This is a genomic window from Providencia sp. Me31A, from assembly GCF_050487165.1.
Lineage (GTDB): Bacteria > Pseudomonadota > Gammaproteobacteria > Enterobacterales > Enterobacteriaceae > Providencia.
Window position 1 is genome coordinate 1 of the sequence record NZ_JBKQGZ010000020.1, and the last position, 21,621, is coordinate 21,621.

General features: G+C 35.2%; 17 protein-coding genes and 1 pseudogene. 6 read left to right on the top strand and 12 right to left on the bottom strand.

What is annotated here, in order from left to right:
- Positions 1 to 708: IS3 family transposase (locus ACLPIE_RS16295; RefSeq protein WP_430262767.1), on the top strand; the 708-nt coding region annotated here is incomplete at its 5' end.
- 11 nt (positions 709 to 719) lie between these two features.
- Here ACLPIE_RS16295 and ACLPIE_RS16300 read toward each other — a convergent pair.
- Entirely contained in the window at positions 720 to 1,220 is a 501-nt protein-coding gene (locus tag ACLPIE_RS16300; RefSeq protein WP_430262768.1) for a DUF4062 domain-containing protein, read from the bottom strand.
- 666 nt (positions 1,221 to 1,886) lie between these two features.
- Between ACLPIE_RS16300 and ACLPIE_RS16305 the strand changes: the two genes are divergently transcribed.
- Positions 1,887 to 2,906, top strand: a complete 1,020-nt coding sequence (locus tag ACLPIE_RS16305; protein ID WP_430262769.1) for a glycosyltransferase — start codon at positions 1,887 to 1,889, stop codon at positions 2,904 to 2,906.
- A 140-nt stretch (positions 2,907 to 3,046) separates the two neighbouring features.
- Here the strand turns inward: ACLPIE_RS16305 and ACLPIE_RS16310 are convergent, their stop codons facing one another.
- The 3 genes from ACLPIE_RS16310 to ACLPIE_RS16320 form a co-directional block, all read right to left on the bottom strand.
- On the bottom strand, positions 3,047 to 4,309 hold the full coding sequence (locus tag ACLPIE_RS16310) for a NupC/NupG family nucleoside CNT transporter (RefSeq protein WP_430262770.1): 1,263 nt from the start codon (positions 4,307 to 4,309) through the stop codon (positions 3,047 to 3,049).
- A 123-nt stretch (positions 4,310 to 4,432) separates the two neighbouring features.
- A complete protein-coding gene (locus tag ACLPIE_RS16315) occupies positions 4,433 to 5,365 on the bottom strand; it encodes a pseudouridine-5'-phosphate glycosidase (RefSeq protein ID WP_430262771.1) in 933 nt (310 codons plus the stop codon).
- Positions 5,362 to 6,453 (bottom strand): PfkB family carbohydrate kinase, encoded by a 1,092-nt coding sequence (locus ACLPIE_RS16320; protein WP_430262772.1) that lies wholly within the window; start codon positions 6,451 to 6,453, stop codon positions 5,362 to 5,364. The genes ACLPIE_RS16315 and ACLPIE_RS16320 overlap by 4 nt, the downstream gene beginning before the upstream one ends.
- A gap of 1,647 nt (positions 6,454 to 8,100) precedes the next feature.
- On the opposite strand from ACLPIE_RS16320, the pseudogene ACLPIE_RS16325 reads away from it, so the two are divergent.
- Positions 8,101 to 8,711: pseudogene (locus tag ACLPIE_RS16325) on the top strand (LysR family transcriptional regulator); the annotation flags it as partial.
- A 475-nt stretch (positions 8,712 to 9,186) separates the two neighbouring features.
- Here ACLPIE_RS16325 and ACLPIE_RS16330 read toward each other — a convergent pair.
- Positions 9,187 to 10,422 carry an MFS transporter gene (locus ACLPIE_RS16330; RefSeq protein ID WP_430262773.1) on the bottom strand — a complete coding sequence of 412 codons (1,236 nt, stop codon included), beginning with the start codon at positions 10,420 to 10,422 and terminating at the stop codon, positions 9,187 to 9,189.
- Positions 10,423 to 10,449: 27 nt separating this feature from the next.
- A complete protein-coding gene (locus ACLPIE_RS16335) occupies positions 10,450 to 11,643 on the bottom strand; it encodes a M20/M25/M40 family metallo-hydrolase (protein ID WP_430262774.1) in 1,194 nt (397 codons plus the stop codon).
- A gap of 714 nt (positions 11,644 to 12,357) precedes the next feature.
- Between ACLPIE_RS16335 and ACLPIE_RS16340 the strand changes: the two genes are divergently transcribed.
- Both ACLPIE_RS16340 and ACLPIE_RS16345 read left to right on the top strand, forming a co-directional pair.
- Complete coding sequence (locus tag ACLPIE_RS16340; RefSeq protein ID WP_430262775.1) at positions 12,358 to 13,563, top strand: MFS transporter; 1,206 nt, start codon at positions 12,358 to 12,360, stop codon at positions 13,561 to 13,563.
- A gap of 1 nt (position 13,564) precedes the next feature.
- Positions 13,565 to 14,494, top strand: coding sequence for a LysR family transcriptional regulator (locus ACLPIE_RS16345; protein ID WP_430262776.1), 930 nt, complete (start codon positions 13,565 to 13,567; stop codon positions 14,492 to 14,494).
- Between the two features lie 28 nt (positions 14,495 to 14,522).
- Here ACLPIE_RS16345 and ACLPIE_RS16350 read toward each other — a convergent pair whose 3' ends face one another.
- Together ACLPIE_RS16350 and ACLPIE_RS16355 are read right to left on the bottom strand one after the other, a co-directional pair.
- Entirely contained in the window at positions 14,523 to 14,669 is a 147-nt protein-coding gene (locus tag ACLPIE_RS16350; RefSeq protein ID WP_430262777.1) for a hypothetical protein, read from the bottom strand.
- Positions 14,670 to 14,822: 153 nt separating this feature from the next.
- Complete coding sequence (locus ACLPIE_RS16355) at positions 14,823 to 14,993, bottom strand: hypothetical protein (protein WP_430262778.1); 171 nt, start codon at positions 14,991 to 14,993, stop codon at positions 14,823 to 14,825.
- Between the two features lie 645 nt (positions 14,994 to 15,638).
- Here ACLPIE_RS16355 and ACLPIE_RS16360 point away from each other — a divergent pair.
- A complete protein-coding gene (locus ACLPIE_RS16360) occupies positions 15,639 to 15,995 on the top strand; it encodes a tetratricopeptide repeat protein (protein ID WP_430262779.1) in 357 nt (118 codons plus the stop codon).
- Positions 15,996 to 16,305: 310 nt separating this feature from the next.
- On the opposite strand, the gene ACLPIE_RS16365 is transcribed toward ACLPIE_RS16360, so the two are convergent.
- The 4 genes from ACLPIE_RS16365 to ACLPIE_RS16380 form a co-directional block, all read right to left on the bottom strand.
- A complete protein-coding gene (locus tag ACLPIE_RS16365; RefSeq protein WP_430262780.1) occupies positions 16,306 to 17,382 on the bottom strand; it encodes a DUF1120 domain-containing protein in 1,077 nt (358 codons plus the stop codon).
- 94 nt (positions 17,383 to 17,476) lie between these two features.
- On the bottom strand, positions 17,477 to 19,855 hold the full coding sequence (locus ACLPIE_RS16370; RefSeq protein WP_430262781.1) for a fimbria/pilus outer membrane usher protein: 2,379 nt from the start codon (positions 19,853 to 19,855) through the stop codon (positions 17,477 to 17,479).
- A complete protein-coding gene (locus ACLPIE_RS16375) occupies positions 19,848 to 20,555 on the bottom strand; it encodes a fimbria/pilus chaperone family protein (RefSeq protein WP_430262782.1) in 708 nt (235 codons plus the stop codon). Before ACLPIE_RS16375 ends, ACLPIE_RS16370 begins: the two co-directional genes overlap by 8 nt.
- 79 nt (positions 20,556 to 20,634) lie before the next feature.
- Positions 20,635 to 21,399: a DUF1120 domain-containing protein gene (locus ACLPIE_RS16380; RefSeq protein ID WP_430262783.1), complete on the bottom strand. Its 765-nt coding sequence runs from the start codon at positions 21,397 to 21,399 to the stop codon at positions 20,635 to 20,637.
- Between the last annotated feature and the right edge of the window lie 222 nt (positions 21,400 to 21,621).

Below are 21,621 nucleotides of genomic sequence, written 5' to 3' on the forward strand. Positions count from 1 at the left end.
ATACAGGCGCTGACAGAGGCGGCAGAACGTTATCCCCGTTACGGGTTTAAAAAGCTGTTTCAGATCCTGCGCAGGCAGGGCAACGGGTGGAATCATAAGCGCGTTCACCGGATCTATTGTCTGCTGAAGCTGAACTTTCGCCGTAAAGGCAAACAACGTCTGCCTGTGCGCAATCCGGCACCACTGGCAAAGCCGGAGGCACTGAATCAGAGCTGGTCGGTTGATTTTATGCATGATGCGTTGATCTGCGGCAGGCGTTTCAGAACGTTCAATATCGTGGATGATTTTAACCGTGAAGCCCTGGCGATAGAAATTGATCTGAATATCCCGGCTCAACGCGTTGTCCGGGTATTGGACCGAATAGTTGCAACACGCGGATACCCGGTGAAAATACGGATGGATAATGGTCCGGAGCTTATATCACTGACACTGGCGCACTGGGCAGAAGAGCATGGCGTGATACTGGAATTTATTAAACCGGGTAAGCCGACTCAGAATGCCTTTATCGAGCGTTTTAACCGGACATACCGGACTGAAATACTGGATTTTTATCTGTTCCGGACACTGAATGAAGTACGGGAGATCACGGAACACTGGCTGAGGGAATATAACCGGGAGCGTCCGCATGAATCCCTGAATAATCTGACACCGGAAGAATACCGGTTATTAGCTGAAAATAACGAAATCTCAAAAAGTGTGTGGAACTGAAACGGGTGTGCTTACACAGCTGGTCGGTCATACTTGGATATCGCTTTTACAATTGAACCCATTATTTTTAGAGTGAGGTCATCTTTGTTAGTCCAGAATTGAATCATCCTAGTGCTTTTTACATTATCTTTAAATTCACTCAACTTTTGATAACTAGCTTCATCCTCTCGAGGTGATTTATCTAGAGATACTGAATAATCTTTATCAGCTAAGAAAGCTAATACGGGTATTTTATGTTCTAATGCAAAGTGATATTCTTTTTCGGTATAACTCATCCCTGATGCAGCTTCGATACTGCCGTATCTATTCCCAATAATTAGAATATAATAATCACTATTAAGAATGACTTTTTGAATAGTATCCCATTGTTCTTCGTTGTCTGCGGAAAACAGCTCCATACCTGCTGGGATATGGTTTAGCTCCAAAATAAGGTCAGAAACTTTCTTTCGTTCCTGCTCCAAGTCTACATAGGTGGAACTAATAAAAAATTGATAACGAACCTCAGTGCTCATATATGCCCCATCAAATTAATTTCACATAATTTGTCTATGTATCCATAGTATCAAACTTGCAGTTTTTTACCTTTTAAATTAAAGGGGAGAAATTCGTTTTACCTCTATGCCAATAAGCTCTCACTCATCTAAAAACTGGTACAGAAAAGCACAGGTTAAAATTCAGCCGCACCTATTAGGCACAATCCGAGGAGTGATACAGCATCGGGACACAGAAAAAATGGGTGTCCTGCGCATCGTCCCATGATATGTACGTTAGGTAAACATATTAACTATATAATATATATAATATATAGGACAGACGGGACAGCGGGACAAACAAAAATAGATAAATATATTTATAAAAATACTATACTCTTCCTCTCCTCGGTCTAATCCCCCTAGCAAAATACTTTGGTAGTAAGCTTGGTAGTAAAAATAAAAACAATAAATACAAATGACATTATTTATCAAATAACTATATCACTAATTCAAACTCCGCCAGCTCGATAGTTAAGTAGCTTACTACCTGTAACATACTGATAAAAATCCAAAAATTAGGCATGTAATTTGAAAATTATTGTCAACATCCGTTTAATGATAGTTATTAGTATGTAAGTACCGCATTTTCGGCGTTATAATACATCAAAATATAGAAATTTAAATCGCCCATATCTAGGTATACAAATGAATTATTTTGAAAATGCAGTAAGGGATTATACGTGTTTCTCTGGTGCTAACACTGATGAATACAAACAAGGAAATGAGTTTAATATTGCATATGGTGCAGATAAAAACTTCTTATTTGGCACAGGCGTATCCATTGCCTCAGTTTTGCTAAACAATCCAGATATAAACTTCCACTTCCATGTTTTTACTGATTTTTTAAACGATAATGATGCTCAACTATTTAGTCAAATTAGTCAGCAGTACAGGACTTGCATCACACTCCATACGCTAAACTTGGATATGTTAAAAAAACTGCCAACAAATCAAGTATGGTCTCATGCTATTTATTTTAGGCTTATTATTGCCGACTATTTCTATAAGAAATGTGACAAAGTTTTGTATTTGGATTCTGATGTAGTTTGCACCGGAAGTATTCAAACTCTTAAATCACTAACTTTATCCTCTATGCCAGTCGCTGCAGTTATGGATATCGATGAGTCTTATTCAGTAGAAATGGCTAACCTATTTAACATTGAAGGGATTAAAAAGGGGTATTTTAACTCAGGCGTTATGCTGATAAACCCTGATGAGTGGAATTATAGGCAGCTAACTGAAAAATCAATGTCAGTATTTACTGATGAAAAATTACAATCAGTTATCAAATATTATGACCAAGATGCGATTAACATCGCTGTTAATGGTGATTGGTTAAAGTTAAATAATATTTTTAATCATAGAATAAACTTAAATGACATATATAAGAATAAGAAAAATAACGATATTTCTAATGCTGTTTTTGTACACTTTATTGGTTTAACGAAACCTTGGCATAATTGGTCTAAGTATTACCATGAAGTTAGTTGCTTCCTGATCGCCAAAGAAAAATCCCCTTGGAAAGATATAGATTTAATGACGCCTCAAAACATTACACACCATAAGTATGCATCTAAGCACTTTAGATACAACAAAAAATATTTATCATCATTTTATCATTATATTCTATACACAGCTTTAAAAATAAAAGGAAAAAAGAGGTAGTCATGCTTGGCTTTCATAATTAAAAAGTAGAAAGCCAAACATATAGTTATTAGTTTTAATTAATTCGATCCCCCATGAATCTACGAGGCAACATTGCTCGTGCATGAGGTTCCAACATACAGGGTATTCACCTGAACCAATCAGACACCAGGCGCTACAGCTAGGCCGATAAACAATCCGGCAATGGTGGCACTCATCAGGTTGGATAATGTCGCCGCTAATAGTGCACGAACCCCAACACGGGCAATATCTGATGCCCGATCCGGTGCAACTGCACTGAACGCCCCGACCACTACCGCAATCGAACCGAAGTTGGCAAAACCGCATAAGGCAAAGGAAATCACTGCAATCGTTTTGGCATCCAGTGTGCCATCGTGTAAATACGGGGAGAAATCCACATAAGCCACAAACTCATTAATCGCCAATTTTTCGCCGATCAGACTGCCAGCCAGCGTAATATGTTCACTGCTCACGCCCATCAGATAAGCCAATGGTGAGAAAATATAACCAAACAAACTTTGCAGACTGACACCCTCAAAACCCAGAACACCGCCGAGACTACCAACCATACCGTTAATAAGGGCTATCAATGCTACAAAGGCCAGTACTACTGTTGCTACACCGACAGCAATCTTCAGCCCGAGCATCGCACCACCCGCTGCCGCTTCAATAATACTCGCCGGACGCTTTTCACTGAAGGAGATCTCCGTGAACTCCACAGTGGATTCCTGTACTGCTGGACTTAATATCCTCGCAAATAGAATCCCGCCCGGAATCGCCATCAGTGATGCTGCCAGTAGATATTCAATCGGCACACCCAATCCGGCATACCCCACCAGCATTGACCCAGCAATTGAGGCCATACCACTGCATATTACAGTGAATAATTCATTATTATTCATCCGGCTGACAAAAGGTTTTAGTACCGCCGGCAACTCATTCTGACCGAGGAAAATAGTAGTTACTGCGGCAAAAGACTCAATCTTGCTAATTTTCATGGTCTTTTGGAAGGCATAGGCCAGCAGGTTGATCACCCAGCCCATAATTCCAAGGTAATACAAAATCGAGATCAGAGAGGTGATAAAGATAATGGCTGGTAATACACGGAACGCAAAGATAAACCCAGCACCATCAAATAACACATCCATTTTCGGACTAACCAGACTACCGAAAATAAAGGAACTGCCCGCATCACTGTAGGCAATAACGTTGTTCACCCCCGACGCAATGGTTTGAATAAACCATTTACCCGCAGGGATATACAGCATAATGGCACCGAGTGCCACCTGTAACAGCAGTGCCGCGCCGACTGTGCGCAGGCTGATTTTTCGTTTATTCACCGAAAAAAGAAATGCTATCAGTAATAAAACACCGATCCCAGCCAAACTCCGTAATAAATCCATAATCCGGCTCCGTGGTTATTATACTCATCAGTTGTATGCTGCAATGTCCCAGCAAAGGCTGATGGTGAGATCAACACATTACTGGGCTAGGTATTTCATTCGTTGTTATGACCGCTCGGTCACTTACAGTTGCTGATAGGCGGAAGCAATACGGGCAGCCAGCTTCGCGTTATTGAACACCAGTTCAATATTGGAGTTCACACTGTGACCACCGGTCAGCTCTGCCACTCTAGCCAGTAGGAATGGTGTACTGGCTTTGCCGTTAATGCCCTGCTCATCCGCTTCGCGCACAGCCTGTGCAATCGCACTATTGATAGTTTCTTCCTGCATGGCAAATTCATGTGGGATCGGGTTGGCAATCACCATACCTCCGTTCAGACCAGTCGCCCACTTGGTGTGCAGTGCTTTTGCCACGTTTTCTGGGGTTTCCATACGGATAGTGACTGGGAACTCGCTTTCACGGCAGAAAAATGCCGGCAATTTATCCGTCTGGTAGCCGACAATCGGCACACCGTAGGTTTCCAGATATTCCGTGGTCAGTCCCAGATCCAGTATAGATTTGGCACCGGCGCAGACAACCGCCACATTGGTTTGTGCCAGTTCCTGTAGATCTGCCGAAATATCAAAGGTATGTTCCGCACCACGGTGCACACCGCCGATCCCACCAGTGGCAAAAATAGCAATCCCAGCCATTTCCGCGATAATCATAGTGGAAGCAACGGTCGTCGCACCGTGGATGCCCTGAGCAATCACAAAAGGCAGGTCGCGGCGGCTCACTTTTACCACGTTATGGCCTTCTTTACCGAGCATCTCTATCTCATCATGAGATAGCCCCGCTTTCATGCGACCATTAATTACCGCAATCGTTGCTGGGATGGCCCCGTTATCGCGAATACGCTGTTCAACTTCCAGTGCCATTTTCACGTTGTCCGGATATGGCATGCCGTGAGAAATAATGGTGGATTCCAGTGCCACAACTGGCTTTTTTTCTGCGAGTGCCTGCGCAACCTCAGGGGAAATATCCAAATATTCTACGTTCAGTTGTTGAGTTTTCATGCTTGTGATTCCATTAGTTTGTGAACACTGTCTTTTGACAGACCGGGATTATTTGTCAGCTCGCTAGCGAGCGTCAGAGCCGAGCAGCCCTGCGAAAAACGGATACTCTGTGACAGCGGCTCGCCTTCGAGCCAGCAGCGGGCAAGGCCAGCCATCATGGCATCACCAGCACCTGTCACATTGACAATGTGGACACTAAAAGGCTTCGACCAGCCGTTTTCACCGCCTGCCTCGCTGTAATAAATACCTTCACTGCCCATACTCAGCGCAATGCGCTGTGCCCCCTGCTCATGCAAAGCATTAGCGGCACGCACAACATCCCGTTTATTCTCTACTTTGATACCGGTGAGAATTTCCGCCTCAAAGCGGTTGGGCTTCAGGGTGTGGATATGGCTGAGCCACGGCTTGATTTTGTTTGCTTTGAACGCGGAAACGGTATCGACAAAGACGGGTACATTGCCCGCATTGGTAAAAAGCCATTCCAACGCGCCTTCAGACAGATTACAGTCTGCGACTAACACACCGGCGTGCCGAATCAGGTCGCGAGAGGTCGCCAGTAGCGCTGGGGTCAGTTTATCTAAGATGCGCATATCATTGATGGCGGTAATCATTTCCCCCTGAGGATCTAACAGTGACAGATAGGTCGACGTAGTTTCCCCGTGCAAACGATGCAGATTGCTGACATTCACACCTGCAAGTTTTGCCTGCTCATACAGTGTATTACCGTAGAAATCATCACCGATTACGGAGATAAAATGAGATTCACAGCCCAACAGTGCAATATTCTGGGCGATATTGCGCCCGACCCCACCGGGTGAACATTTTATGTGACCGGGATTCGAATCTTCATAAACCAGATTCAGGTCAGAATAACCACAAATATCCATATTGGCTGAACCTACAGTCACCACATAGCGATGCTCAGAGAGGATATATCCCTTGCCCTTTATGTAGCCTTTATTAATCAGATTCATGATATGTCCGGCCACCGCTGAGCGGCTGATACCTAATACACTGGCTAGCTCCTGCTGCGGAATAAGTGGGTCACGCCGGAGGATCTGAAGAATTTCTTTTTCTCGACTGGTCATAAGCGAACACTTGTTGGTTATTAAACATGTGCTTGTTTTATTTTTTACCCACAACAAAGTAAAGCGCTGAAATAAATATTTAGCTGGAATTTAAGTGACGATCGTAAAATAGAAAGAGTGAGCTTTCAGTAGAAAAATAGGAGTTAGATCATGTTTTTTCTATCTTCAAAAATAAAATAAAAGATATAAAATAATAACCTTTAAAAAAATAGGATTTAATGAAAAATAATTTTTATATCTATCAATTTGTTATGTATACGCTGTTATACAAACAAACATATGTTTGTTTTCATAACATAAGAGAATTAACGCCAAATATGGGTTTCTATCGTTACATAAAGATAGTGATTGATATCAAATAAATTACCCTGAAATAAAAACATAAAAATACCTAGAGTTTTTATGCAGAAAATCTGTTTAAACTGATTTACTGAATCGGTTAATCAATTTTTATTTTTAACTAACACTATTAATCAATATTTATGTTAATCTATTAAAGAAATAGCAAAAATGGTTTTAACCGAGAGCATGGCGCAGGGTTGATATGACGTAAAATAGTCAGCCCCTTAGTTTTAAAAAGAGTTAAATCTTACTCGAATATTTTTATTGCTGATGGTACATACGGTCGATAAAAACAAGCTATTTCCCGAAGAACAACTGAAGATGGCAAAACCAATATACGATAGAGCCTTGTCAATAAAGGTATAGAAATGCAATACTTCATTCTGAAACCTAAAATAGATAAAAACTATATATTGTTGACGACTATTCTTCCATTAACAATATTTTTTATGTTCTAATTAAAATAGTCAGCCCCTTAGTTTTAAAAAGAGTTAAATCTTACTCGAATATTTTTATTGCTGATGGTACATACGGTCGATAAAAACAAGCTATTTCCCGAAGAACAACTGAAGATGGCAAAACCAATATACGATAGAGCCTTGTCAATAAAGGTATAGAAATGCAATACTTCATTCTGAAACCTAAAATAGATAAAAACTATATATTGTTGACGACTATTCTTCCATTAACAATATTTTTTATGTTCTAATTAATTTAGAGGTATAAGTAAATAAAAAAATTAACATCGATGTTTTCAAACGATCTCAATGAACATTTAATCTCCTGTATTTAGGTGTTTCATTTTTTCATTTACTGATTGTTAATAACAAATCACTTTTCACAAAAATACGTTTTAATAATATTAATTACAGGAATAACATTTAGAACTATATATATTCAGACCTAATATACTCAGGAAAATAAAGGAAAACAAACTATAATGCAGAGAAAACGCTCTGTGTGAAAATAAAAAAATAATATATGTTTCTATTCCTGCTATAAGATATCTCCAAAATATTGACTCTCAGCGTAATGATAACTTTTCATAAGGCATTATGAGCATTATTGTTGATTGAATTAGGAAATACAACGAGGATAGTATCCGCCCATGACCCCATACGTTCCAAGGTAGCAACAACGTAATATCGGGTGCCGCCTTCACGAGTTCTTTCATGTTCTTGACTAGATATTCGTAAAAATAGGTTACGAACATAAAAATAATATTTATCATAATGTATATGTACATCATGGTGAACTGGTTGGTTAGAAAGGATACAAAGCGTAAAGATACAAAAGGAATGCATTGTGCTCAAAGATAACTTTAATGAATTACAAATTTTTTTGCTGTTGCGAGGGAGAAAAGCTTTACCAAAGCTGCGGCTAAATTGGGCGTTTCTCAATCTGCTTTAAGCCATGCAGTCAAAGCATTGGAAGAACGTTTAAATGCACGACTCTTAACACGCACCACACCCAGTGTCTCGGCGACAGAAATAGGTGAAAAAATTATTGCTTGTCTTGAACCTCAACTGGCTGACCTTAGCCATGAGTTAGAGACAATCATTCAGCTTAATGGTACGGCATCTGGCAATATCCGCCTATCAACAGGGGAACATGCCGCCAGTAATCTTCTTTGGCCTAAACTCAAACCGTTTCTGCGTGCGTATCCAGATATTAATATTGAAATGGTGGTTGACAATGGGTTTGTCAATATTGTCGATGACGGTTTTGATGCAGGGGTACGTTTAGGGGAAAGTGTTGATAAGGACATGGTCGCCGTTAAAATTGGCCCTGATATGCGACTAGCTATTGTGGGTTCACCACATTATTTTGAATCTCAAGGCATACCCCGAACACCTCATGATTTACAAGATCATCGTTGTATCAATATGCGACTGCCTACTGCGGGAGGCTTGTATGACTAAACATCTAGCTTGCAGGCAATGAGCCATTTGCCCCTCGCAGGATGACGGTGTAAGAAAAAACTTATTGAAAAATAATCAACTCAGGCATCAACGATTATCTTATATAAATAGTAAGGAAAATGCGGATGACGGATATATATATTAGCCCAGAGAATATCAGTATTTATGATATTAATAATCGAGGATAATTTGATAGAGTCTATGAATTGAATTCATCAATGACATAATGTGATTAATTTTTGTTGACCACTTGAAAACAAACTTTCGAGGCTCCCCACTTTCTCCAGTCAAATAGAGAGCAAATCCTAGATAAATAAAAATAGAGTACGGATAAATTGTGTTCTTAAATGTTCACACTTCAAAAAAACATTTTAAATCTAAAAAATGTATTATTAAAGCCTAAACCACAGCGTATAATTAATTTTTCTAACTATCGCTGTAGCCCAGGCTTTTAGAATACTTTATATTATTAGCATTCTACATTATTATTGCTATTCTTTTTATTCATCATTAATAGTAACAAACAAGATAAACAAGCCAAAATAGCAGCACATAATAAGGTAATAAATATTAAGTTATACTGATTGTTATCTGCAAAATATCCAAATAGTGGTTGCATAATTGAATCCGGTGTATAGGCAAATACAGATACTAAACCAATTGCAGTTCCTGCAACAGCGATTGGAATTTTACATTCGGATAAAATTGAAAACATTGACGCATATATTGTACAAACAAAGAATGCGGCGAACATAGTTAATGACATAACAAGAATATTAAAACTAATTCTCTCACCGATTAATATAATAATTAATAAGCTTATTGCAACAATAGGACAAACAACTAAAAACCATTTTAGCGTTGATTTGAAATATTTATCAGCAATAATACCCGTTAACGGGGTTAATGACATAAATATATAAGAACGAACTAGAGATAAGGTTCCCGAAGTTTCATCACTTACACCAAAAGCAGATGTTAAGTAAGGAGTAAAAAATGTCATTCCAACATATAACGTGTATGTACAAAATAACGCTAATGTAATAACCCAAATTATAGGCATTTTTAATACAGAAAATGATTCATGAATAGTAGGTAACTTACCTTTATCACCTGTACTATCTTTCATATCCCTTAATAAATAATATAATGCAACAGCAACAACTATATTGGCAATAACTGAAACCCAAATACCCCAGAAATATGCATTAGACTGATCGGTAACAGATAATACACTATATAGTTTTATCGTAATATACCCAGCAATAGCACCTGTTAATCCATTAGACGCATAATATATACTATACGCCGTACTTGAGTTTTCTCCTCCAATAATTCTTACCGCTTTAAAAATAGCAGGCCAGGCTAAAAATAATGTTGTGAATGCGAGTAAAAACCAAATAATTAGAGATGCAACATAAGATTTATAAGCGAAACTATATGCTACTGTCAGTAAAGCAGTTGATATTAATGAAAGAAAAATACACTTACGACTAGAGAGTCTATCTGCTAGAACCCCTCCTGGAAGTAACACAACCATGCTCGAAATACCAAACATTGTAACCAAAAAACCCAGGTTTTGACCAGATAGCCCAGTATTATCTATCATTTGATTATAAAAATAGTATTTCATATAAGGAAGAAGGTAAATAGTACCACCAGCCATTCCTAAAGTAATTAATACTATAATATCTTTAATTTTCATAATTAATACTTCCAGAAGGGATATGGATTAACGTTCTAATTTTATTGATTTATTAAAATCATCTTTAATCAGTTCAAAATTAGTCGGATCTGCAATAAATTTAAGGAAAGTATGCCCAAAAACTTTTGCACCATTCGATATAGTTTTATTAATGGTTGGTTTTTTCATTTCATCAGCCATTTCTTTAGTATGTAATGGATAATATTCATCACAAACAGCTAGTATAGGATGCATACTTGGGCAAGCATAACCAACATTCCCCATGTCTGTGGAAATAGCAATAGGTATGCTAGGCTTATTTTTTAATCCTAGTTCATTGAACACATCACAAACAATATCTGTACCCACTTTTAAAAATGGCATATCAGAAAATTCATATCCAATATATTCCATCTCATATTCTGTGCCTGTTGCTAATGCTGCACCAGCTATACAATTAGTAACTTTATTTTTCATTTCTTGTAAATACGCAATTCGATCATGACGAAGACAAAACTCAAGTTCGACATAATCGGGAATAGAGTTACTTACTTCACCGCCTTTTACAATATAATATGACATAATTGCTCCAGGCTTTAATTGTTGTCTCAATAAACCACATGATGTCATTAATATTGTTGCGGCATCTAATGCATTTTTACCATCAAATGGAGCAGCAGCAGCGTGAGAACTAACACCTTTAAATTTGACTCTAAACGCACTTAAAGAAACAATTTTGTAATTTGCTGTTGATTCTCCACTACCCATGTGGATCATCATGGCAAAATCATATTTATCAAAAACTCCTTTTTTTACCATAGGTATTTTATAACCATCATATTCTTCATCGGGAGTTCCTATAATATCGATATCAACATCAATTTGATTTTCGATTTCTTTAAATGTAGCAGCAGTTAATAGTGATATCGCGCCACTAGCACAGTGACCACAAGCATGTCCTATTTCAGGTAGTGCATCATATTCAGCAATGATAGCCATTTTATATTTTGCATTATTATTCTTAACCACGTTAGCAAAATAAGAATAAGGAACATCACAGAAATTTCTAGTTACATTTAAACCTAAGTCGCTTAAAAATTTAACATGTGCTTCAGACGAATTTTTTTCATTTCCTGATGTTTCAGGATTATTTGCTAACTGCAAGCTTAACTCTTGTGCTTTTTTAGCATGTATTTGTATTGAGCTATCATATATACTTGTTAATTCATTATAATTTTTCATAGTTAAATTTCCTTGAATTATAGCGTTTAAACTTAGAGAGTTTTATAAATCCAGGCTGAAAATAAAAATATCAAATATTTTCAAGCCAAGTTTTATTATTTTTCCTTATTCAATTCATAATTAAAACCATCTAATAGATGTAAAAATAAGTAACAAAATATATGTCTACTAATAATATGCGTGCCTGCATAGTTTTAACATATTGTGTTATTTGATTTAAAAACCCACATCTATTCTAGAAAAATAGATTTTCATTAAAAAAATTATTTATTACTAATGATAGAAATATATATAGCACTTTTTTAAAAAAATAAAAATATCATGTTATAGCTCGCGTTCTCCTTTAGAGAACACATGTAATAAAATTCTTATCCGTTTACATAAAAAATTATGTCGATGTAGTCGCAATAGTGTATAAAATAGAAATAAAACCAATATTGCATATGGTTATAAACTTAAAAACAGCAATAAATACTTAATAACATATATTGTTTATTACTAAATCAGTTAATTTTTATAGATTATTTCTTATTTTAAATAACTTAAAAAAAACAAAAAAAGTTACATGTTGTTATTTAGTATAGATATTATTCTTGTTAAAAGTATGTTGACAGTTTAGATTTACTTACATATCTAAAATTATCAGAATAATCACATAGTCAGCACTTGGTGTGCAGCTATTATGATGATGATTTCATCCAGCTAGGATAATCAATGAAATTAAAAAATATCATGGCGTTAATCATATTAGGTGGTGTTGGCGGAAGCCTTTTCCTTTTACCTTATATGAAATATTATTTTTATAATCAAATGCTCGATAATACTCAGCTATCGGGTGGCGAACTGGGTTTTTTAATTTCTATGTTTGGTATAGCTAGTATATTTACGTTGATCCCAGGTGGAGTAATTGCAGATCACTTATCGAACCAAAAATGTATTTTAGGTTCATTATTAGCAACTATTTTACTTACTATAATATATAGTTTTACTTATAAATCTTATCTTATCTCTTTAATTATTTGGTTCTTACTTGCATTTTCGACACTTTTTTTGGCTTGGCCTGCCATATTTAAATTGGTAAGGATTATAGGGGGGGAAAGTGCGAGTACCGCTTATGGGATCTATTATGCCTCTACAGGGATAACGGGTGCCTCAATAGGCTATTTAATGATAAAACTATATAGCTATCTATCTATTAATAATAGTAATGCATACTCACTCTCTATACTTATCTTAGCTATTGCAAATATATTTATAGCTTTTATTTTTTATTATGTATTTCGAGATTTCAAATATAAAAGCATATCTAATGAAGCAAAAAATACAGTTAACCAATACCTTTCTCTGTTAAAAAATCCGAATATTTGGCTTATATCATTAGTCTTTTTTTGTACTTACTCTCTTCATATAGGAATGACTTTTTTTAATCCTTATTTAACTTCCGATTTCGGTCTTAGTAATGAAACATCTGGAACTCTAACTTTAATTAGAACATATATCTTTATGTCATTAACACCTATTTCGGGCTTTATTTCTGACCGTTTTTTTAAATCAACGCTTAAATGGTTTTTAACCGTATGTCCAATCATTTTGATTTCCTTTATTTTATTAAATTTTAAAATCGATAATTCATTAATTTTAATTAGTATTTCAATGATAACGTCTTTTTTTGTATGTACAATTTATGCCTCAATGTTTTCTATTTTATCTGAATGCAAAGTACCTATTAATATAGCAGGTGCTGCAATAGGTTTAGTCTCTGTATTCGCCTATACGCCAGATATCATTGTACAACCACTATTTGGTCACTTTGCAGATCTTAATCAATATCATTTAATATTTTCGTTTTTGATGATTATGACAGTAATCATCATGATATTTAGTTTTATTATTTTACATCTAATAAAAAAAGAGAAATAATATGAAAATGCACCAAATAATTTATTTCTTAGCCATTATTGACAATGGCGGTATAAGAGCTGCGTCACGAAGCATTAATGTATCACAAAGCTCAATATTTAAATCTCTTGTTGATTTAGAGAGAGAATGTGGATGCCAATTATTAGAAAGGAAAACTAATGGCGGAATTAAACTAACTAGTACAGGTGAATTATTAGAACCTTATTTTCGTTCAATTGAATTAAATCTAGCTTGGGCAAAATCAGCAGTTGATAAAACAAAAACGGGTGATTTTGGAACAATAAGAGTTGGGGTAACCCCAATTATTGCATCTACTGTTTTGCCTGAGGTTTATCAGTGGTTTAAATGTCGATTTAAAAACGTACAACTTCAATTCACTGATGGCCTATTAAAGAACGTAACCCCTTTATTAAAATCAGCAAAACTGGATTATGCTATAGCGTTAATAATGGATGACTGGGTTTGGGATAAAGGTCATATCACTGTACATGACCTATTTAAGATACCTCATGGTTTTATTGCAAAGCCTGAACACCCTATATTTAAGGATATTAACAAGGCTAGTTCAATAAGTAATTATGATTGGCTATTTACTTTAGATTCCTTTGATGAAGCTAATGACTTCATATCTAAATGTATAAATCCTCAAGGAATTACGATGCCTAAATCAGTTATACTTGTTGATACATTTAGCTGTTATTCAATGTTATATAACACAGAGAGTATTGCTGTAGTCCCAAGCTATTTATTTAAAACAGCACCGGGATTTGAAAAAATGAAAACTATAAATTTAGATAAGCATAAAAAAAACTTTAAATTACCTGAATTAAAATTAGTCATGATGAAATCTCCTTCTTGCCCAAATAGTCATGCTGGTGAATATCTAATGCATTGTTTTAAATCCGTCATAGAAAGAGAATTTAAGCATTAATTCACCTAAGCTGCGGATAAGAATTGAACTAAATACCCAAGTCACGATCAGATTGTTTGGCAAAAACAGTCATAATCGCAAGGACTTGGGCAATAATTAATTTAGAAAAAATATACACTGATGTCGATGACAGAGCGCCGGTTCTCGAAATGTATAATGGCGTGGGCGTGATCATACGGCTCCCCTCTAATTTACGTGGGGAGCGATTTCGTTGAAGCAGGCCTAATACCTACCCATAAAGAAATAACTCAATCTTAATAATGCCAGCGGTTTAGCTTACTTTGCTGTTTGTCATTGTCATTGGTCTTTCCTCTTGATGTCAAGTTGGTTAATGTACTGAGCAATAACGCTCAATAGATAACTCATCTACTCTGGCGCTACCTAGATTTGCCCAAAATGCTATTGTTGAAAGTACATCTTTTTCACTTGATGCGACAAAAAGAGTTATGAAGGATGTTTGGTTCCATAAACCACTTGCTTTATAAACCGATTTGTTCATTTTCACTCCAACTAACTACATCTAATAACCTTATAACTAAACGGCCTTATATCCGCTACAATGCTTGTAGTTATATGATGGGAGCGATTTTATTTTTTCCAAGTGGGCGGGGGTCATGATTTTATCATTTTATGCCGAAAATTTAATCTACCTCAAAAATTTTCGATACATCCTTGGCACTTTTCAATTTCAGAAGTTCCCTCATTAATTGAGATCTCTTAGTCAGCGTTTCCTAGCTGTTTACCGCAATATAAAATTTTGCCTATAAGACTCAATTACCACGGAACATTAAAGAATTTCACCAAATAACAGTTTTTTACACTACTCTAGCGGCTAACGATAAAATATGGTGTGTCATAACGAAACCAGTTTACAAGTTTAACTGACTGATAACCGGTCGTTAATTATCAGGAGTTCGTGTATTAGAAATAGTCGTACATTTGAAGGGATTTGAGTAAGCATACGGGCTGTTTTAGGATTTAAACTTGCTCGTTTTATATAATCGGTCATACCAGAACCGAAAATGTAATAGCAAAGTTGTCATGTATACTTTGGACTAAGTTAAAATGTCCGTCACGTAGGTTCTTCATTTAAGATAGGTCACATGGCCTCTAATAAATTTCAATCAAATTTGGTAAATCAATTATGTTTAAAAAAATAAAAAAGATGTTCGGTGCTAGTTCTATTTCTAACGAAGAAATTAACCATCAGTTATTAAAGGCAGAACAAGGTGATGCTACAGCTCAGTATAATGTAGGAACCATGTATGATGCAGGTGCTGGATTACCATTTGATGCAGTGAAAGCTATTGAATGGTATAAAAAAGCGGCGATACAAGGGCATGCAAAAGCTCAGTATTCACTTGGAATGATGTATGAATTTGGTTATGGTTCACCTCACGACAGGGTGCAAGCGGTAGAGTGGTTTAAAAAATCTGCGGATCAAGGTGATCCCGATGCCTTATTTCATCTAAACCATGTATATAACAAAGAATCCCGATAAATTTAGAGCCTATATCATCAGATTTTTATTCCAACAATAAGAATGCATGCAAATTTTTTGTTACATTAAGACTGTTTAAACGACAATTTAACCTTTTTACACGGAGACTGTTGCTTCCCCTGTTATCTTCCTTAGTACTACAGAACCGAAAAAAGCCGAGAATTAAAATTTCTCGGCATGAAAAATAATTTCTTATGCGGATCTGAAGTTCTTTAATAGTTTAAATATAATCACCAATACTTAGGTTTTCATCATGTCTTCAAATAGTATCACTTATGTATCTTTAAACTTGTTCTGAATCTGTTTAATACTATAAATAACATAATTCAATAATTGAACGCCCCTTGAATTCAATCGCTTTATTAAATTTGAGTAAAGACGATTTATTAATAAAAGCTTGAACCTTTATTACCCCTTTTACATTAGAAAATAAGGCAGGTTGTAACGTTCCAAGTTTAGCCCAAGATGTGATTTTTTTTGAGGTACTATCGGGTAATAGATCACCATTTGTATGTTGCCAAACTATATTGGGATCGCCACATGATGCATTACCTGATATTGGCTGTACTTTTTCTGATTTACTATCTATATATAACGAGTTCAAGTCTAATGCCACCGCATAACCACCGATAGGAACACCTTCTTGGGTATTCCCTAATCCTCCAGCCATCATATTATTATTTAATAACTGAACCGGAGGCATTCCATAGCCGTTAGCACCTTCTTGTTTATTTGGTGCTAATGAACGTTCTATTTGATTAAACGTTTGAATTGCTATGGCCGTTTTTCCTGAATCACACTGTACCGTAAAATTAATATTTTTTTCAGGTAATATTGTATAAGAATGGTTACTTAACTCACTTCTATTTATAACACCGTAATCAATAGAAGAAGAATCAACAATAAGGTTGCATGCCGTTGTCATTTCTGAATAGCTAACGCCCAAACTTGTGCTTTCTCCCATTGTTTTTAAAGGAATTTTACTTCTTAATACAACACCTTTTTTGCTCAATGCATTAATCTTTAAATCAACAAGTAAATTGAAGGAAAATATTTTCCCCTTTTTACCCCTTTCCGGTTGAATACGTATATTGGGCTGAATTTTTATTTCCCTTTGTGATGATATCGCTCTATTTGAATTATTTAATTCAATAGCATCAATCAAAACGGGATTTCCATCTAGCATCGCATTATTTACGTTTAAAATAACTTCTGATGAAGTACGTGCAATTGCATCATTAAGACTAGGAAAATCAAGGTATGGTGTACTTTCTTCACTACACTCAATAGTTACAGGTACAACTCGAACCCCCGCATATATCGCACCATCTTGCTTTTTTGTATTAAAATCAGCTAGTGTTTCATAGTTAATCTCATCGGTTCCCATACGGATGTTACATGTTCCTTGGTTATTCGATGCAAGGACACTAAAAGGTAGGCAAATAAGGAGCCCTGTTATAAATTTTATCATTCTAAAGCCTTTAGTTTGCTATAAGACATACGGGATTTATTATTGTAAATAGTTCTGTTTTAGAAACGCTGACATCTTTAGTAAGTTCGATAATACATTTTTTATTATTTCCAATGTTAACGGAATAACTAGTCGGCAAGGTTAAGTTATCGATAATAATTCGCCCTGCATTGTCAGTTATCGTTAGCAAACTACCATTTTTATCATATACTTTCAGATTGTTAGAAAGCTTTTCCCCATTAAAAGAAGGAATTAAAATAGCACGGTTAACTTGGCTGACGTGAAAATTAACCAAAGGAACACTCCCATTCGCAGGTTGGAACTCTATAATACCATAAGGAATATTCATATTTTTAGGTAATCTTCGGTAGTCTATTTTTGCATAGTTAGTTCTATAGCTGTCTATGCTTGGTATGACAGCGTAACCATTACTATTAGTCATAATTATTCCTGAAGACGATTGTATAGGAATATTTTTTTGGCTTTCCGTTTTTGCTATTGCGAAAGTTTTAGCGACTCTTTTTGGTGAGAAGATAAGCTCATTGTCAAAATAAACTATTCCACCAGACAATTCACCATAGTAACTGCTAGTATTATTACCTTTACTAACGTTACCTGAAAGTAAGGTAACAGGCGTTGTATAATTCATGTTTAGTGAGACATTTTGATTATCTGGGTTAGTATTTTTATTCCCACTGATTGAATAACTCAAATTATCATAATTATGGTTACTATATCTTGTCCCATAGTTTTTATTATTACCGTAGTGATTCATCCAGCTCGATATACTTTGCTTATTACCTAACGAAATATCAACATTCAGATAAATAGTATTATCATTTTCGCGATTGTACAATCGGCGCTCATAACCCAAATAAATATTATATTTATTTGCAAATAGATTATTCCAAGTTGCATTGTAATAATTTACTGTTCTATCGCCAATTGAGCGATTCCAACTTAATGAAAATGTTCCAATATCGTTAACATGTGTATTCCCAGCAATACCATATTGCGTTTCATTGTTTTTTCTATGATTTGAATATAGATCTGACTCATAATCATTCAATGTTTCATTAAAGTCTCGATAATCTTTATTTCTATATAAAGAATTCATCACTAAACTAGTATTAGCCATGATTGGATAGTTATAGCTAAATGTATAATACCCACCATATTCATTATTTTTATCACTGTTTTTATTTTTGGATAGATTCGTTGTAACAGTTGCTAAAGATAAATTACTAAATTGATAAGTGTTACTTAATCCCAGACCTTGATAATCTTTGGACGCAAGTCCTCCGAAAGCAACCAGCATATCTGGACGCAGATTAAATCCTTTGCTGATATTCATAACATAGGGTTTTTTATCTGTTTTATTTTGATTTACCTTACCTAAACCAAATGATATACCTTTATTTATATTATTTGATGCTAATATAAAAGAACTAGCAGGAACGGTAAACGTATCCTTCTTATTACTTTGGTTTATTACAGTTACCGATAAGTCTAATCGATTATTTAGTAGAGGTAGGTTTTCTAATGTATAAGGCCCTTCAGGAACCGTTGTTGTGTAGATTAAAATCCCTGCTTGTCTTACCTCAATAATAGAGCGTTCAGATGCTATACCATTAACAACACCACCACCTTGAGATGAGTTATCCAATGCTAACTCTGGTATTAGCTGGAAACCAATAACTTGCCCAGAGCTAAAAAACGAATTAGATAAATTAATTTGGCCTATCTGTAAGTTTTTTTTCAGTGTTTCTAGTGTTTTCTCAGCATATAAGGTTTGATGATTGAAATTTGATTCACCATTAAAATACGTATACGTTTGGTCACTTCTCACGATCCAATTGTATAAGTTGAACCCCAGTGTAAAGTTTGAATTGAAAAATGACTGAGTATTGAAATCATTTTTAGAAGAAAAATATTTAGCATCATAATTGAAAACTCCAGACTTTCCTGTATGGAGCCAATTATTATTTGATTGATCTTTAAAAAGTGTTGGTGATGCATATATGTTGACCCGTAACTCACTAGGCAATAATTCTACCTCTAAGTTATCATAATCCTTTAATGTCGGGCACGCAGAGTTACTTTTAGATAACTCTATATTCGTAGCGTCAATAAACTTAGTATCGAGACAGAGTTCCCCTTGTGAATTAAAAGAAAAAGTACTCTGTCCAATATATTTATCATTTAAAAATACACTAACATTACTATCCCCTTGGGGGAAATGAGCTTTTTCACTATATAATTTAGCAATATCATTAGGTATTCCTTTGTGTTTTAATGCATCTTGATCGAAAATCACTTCATCCGCATATGAAGAAATAGCTATAGATAGTAAAATTATAGTAGTACTAATCTTGTTATTTTTAATCATTTTTACTGGAGTTTATTTTTACAGTATATTTTTTAGTCGTTGAATACCCCCATTGAGTATATGGTTGTATAGCAATTTCATTTATCTGTTTTGGAGCATGCTGATTTGTTGTTAGCTTTATCGATTGATTAGGTAAAAGGTAATTCGATGGTAATACCCACTCAATGTTTCCAGGCATACTTTCAATACTATTGCTTAATCTTACGATATAAGGACTAGGGTTAGTTACTTGTAACGTATTATTTTCGTATTTCCATTTCAGTAACTCCCATGGTGCATCATTTTCAACCAAATTTTTGGGCTTTATGATGAGTGGAAGGTTTTGTCGAATCGTAAATTTAATTTGATCAGCATTGGGGTCTCCTTGTGGCGGGATACCTTCAAAAATAACTCTCATCAATACTTCATGTTTTAAATCTGTGTTACTGGTTAGCATAAAGCGTATCAATTGCTTCGCCTTTGGTTCAACTCGAATAAGTTGAGGCGTAACAATAACAAGATTTTGGTATTCAGGGTCGACATTTACTAGTTCTGTTGTTAACAAAACAGGATAGTCATCTGTATTAGTCACAACTATCTCACCATCTTGACTTTTTTCATTAACAACAACAACTGATGTTGCAGGTAATATACCTGATGCAATCGATAGCTGTGAAACTAATAGCGTAATTATAAATAATAGGTATGTTTTTATTTTCATCTTAACTGTGTCATTTAAGTATAAGGCAACTGAACCAATTCAGTTACCTTATATAAATTAGATATAATTAAAATATAATTTAGATATAATTTAATTCAATTGTAGATAAACCATTGAGTAAAACAGGTTTTGTTTTACCAAACGTTGCTGCTTCTTCACTTACATAAGCTTGAACTTGTAAAATTCCATCATAGATACTAGCTTCGATAGGAGTTCTTTCTCCTGATTTTGCAAAAGAAGTTTGTAAATCCATGTTATTTGAGAATAAGTTACCACCTGAAGGCATCCAAACAGCGCTTGGATTGTAATAAATATTCTGAACTTGATTTCCTGAAATAGTTGTTAACGCATTATTTTCACCTAATGTACTAATATTTAAACTATTAGCTTTATAACGAACTATATAACCACCAATATTTACACCTGTAGATGTTTTACCTAACCCAGCTACCCCATTTGAATTATTTCCTGCAGGAACGCCTAATAAACTAATTGGTAGAGCTGCAAATCCTTGACTATTTTCAGTTGCACCAGCAACAGAACCTAATCTTTTGCTCACAGCTGATAATTTGATAGGCGCATTTGCTGAACAGCGAATAGTAAAACTGGTCTCATGTACTGGTAATGCAGCAAATTTACCGCCAAAAGAACCATCTTCAAATTTCAATGTATCAACATCAATTAAGCCATAATCGATATTCCCACCACCCGCGATATCTAATTCACAAGCTGATGGGTCAATTCGACCTGTAACACTAATATCGATTGAACCAACATTTACAGCGGAGGCTGCAAATGAGAGAGCCAACGCGGAAGAAATAACGAACGGTAATACTTTTTTCATTTTTCATTTCCATAAATAACAATTAATAAGAGTTCATTATAGGCATTGATATAATTAAAAACCTAATATAATTGTATTTACAGATGTTACATTTCATTAAATTATAATTGTTTTATATTTTATAAAAATCATCATCCTCTATATTTCAAGTAATTACAGACTATCTGAATGTAAAGTTCCGAAAAGCCATTCCATGTTTTATAATTTTTTAGACAATAAACA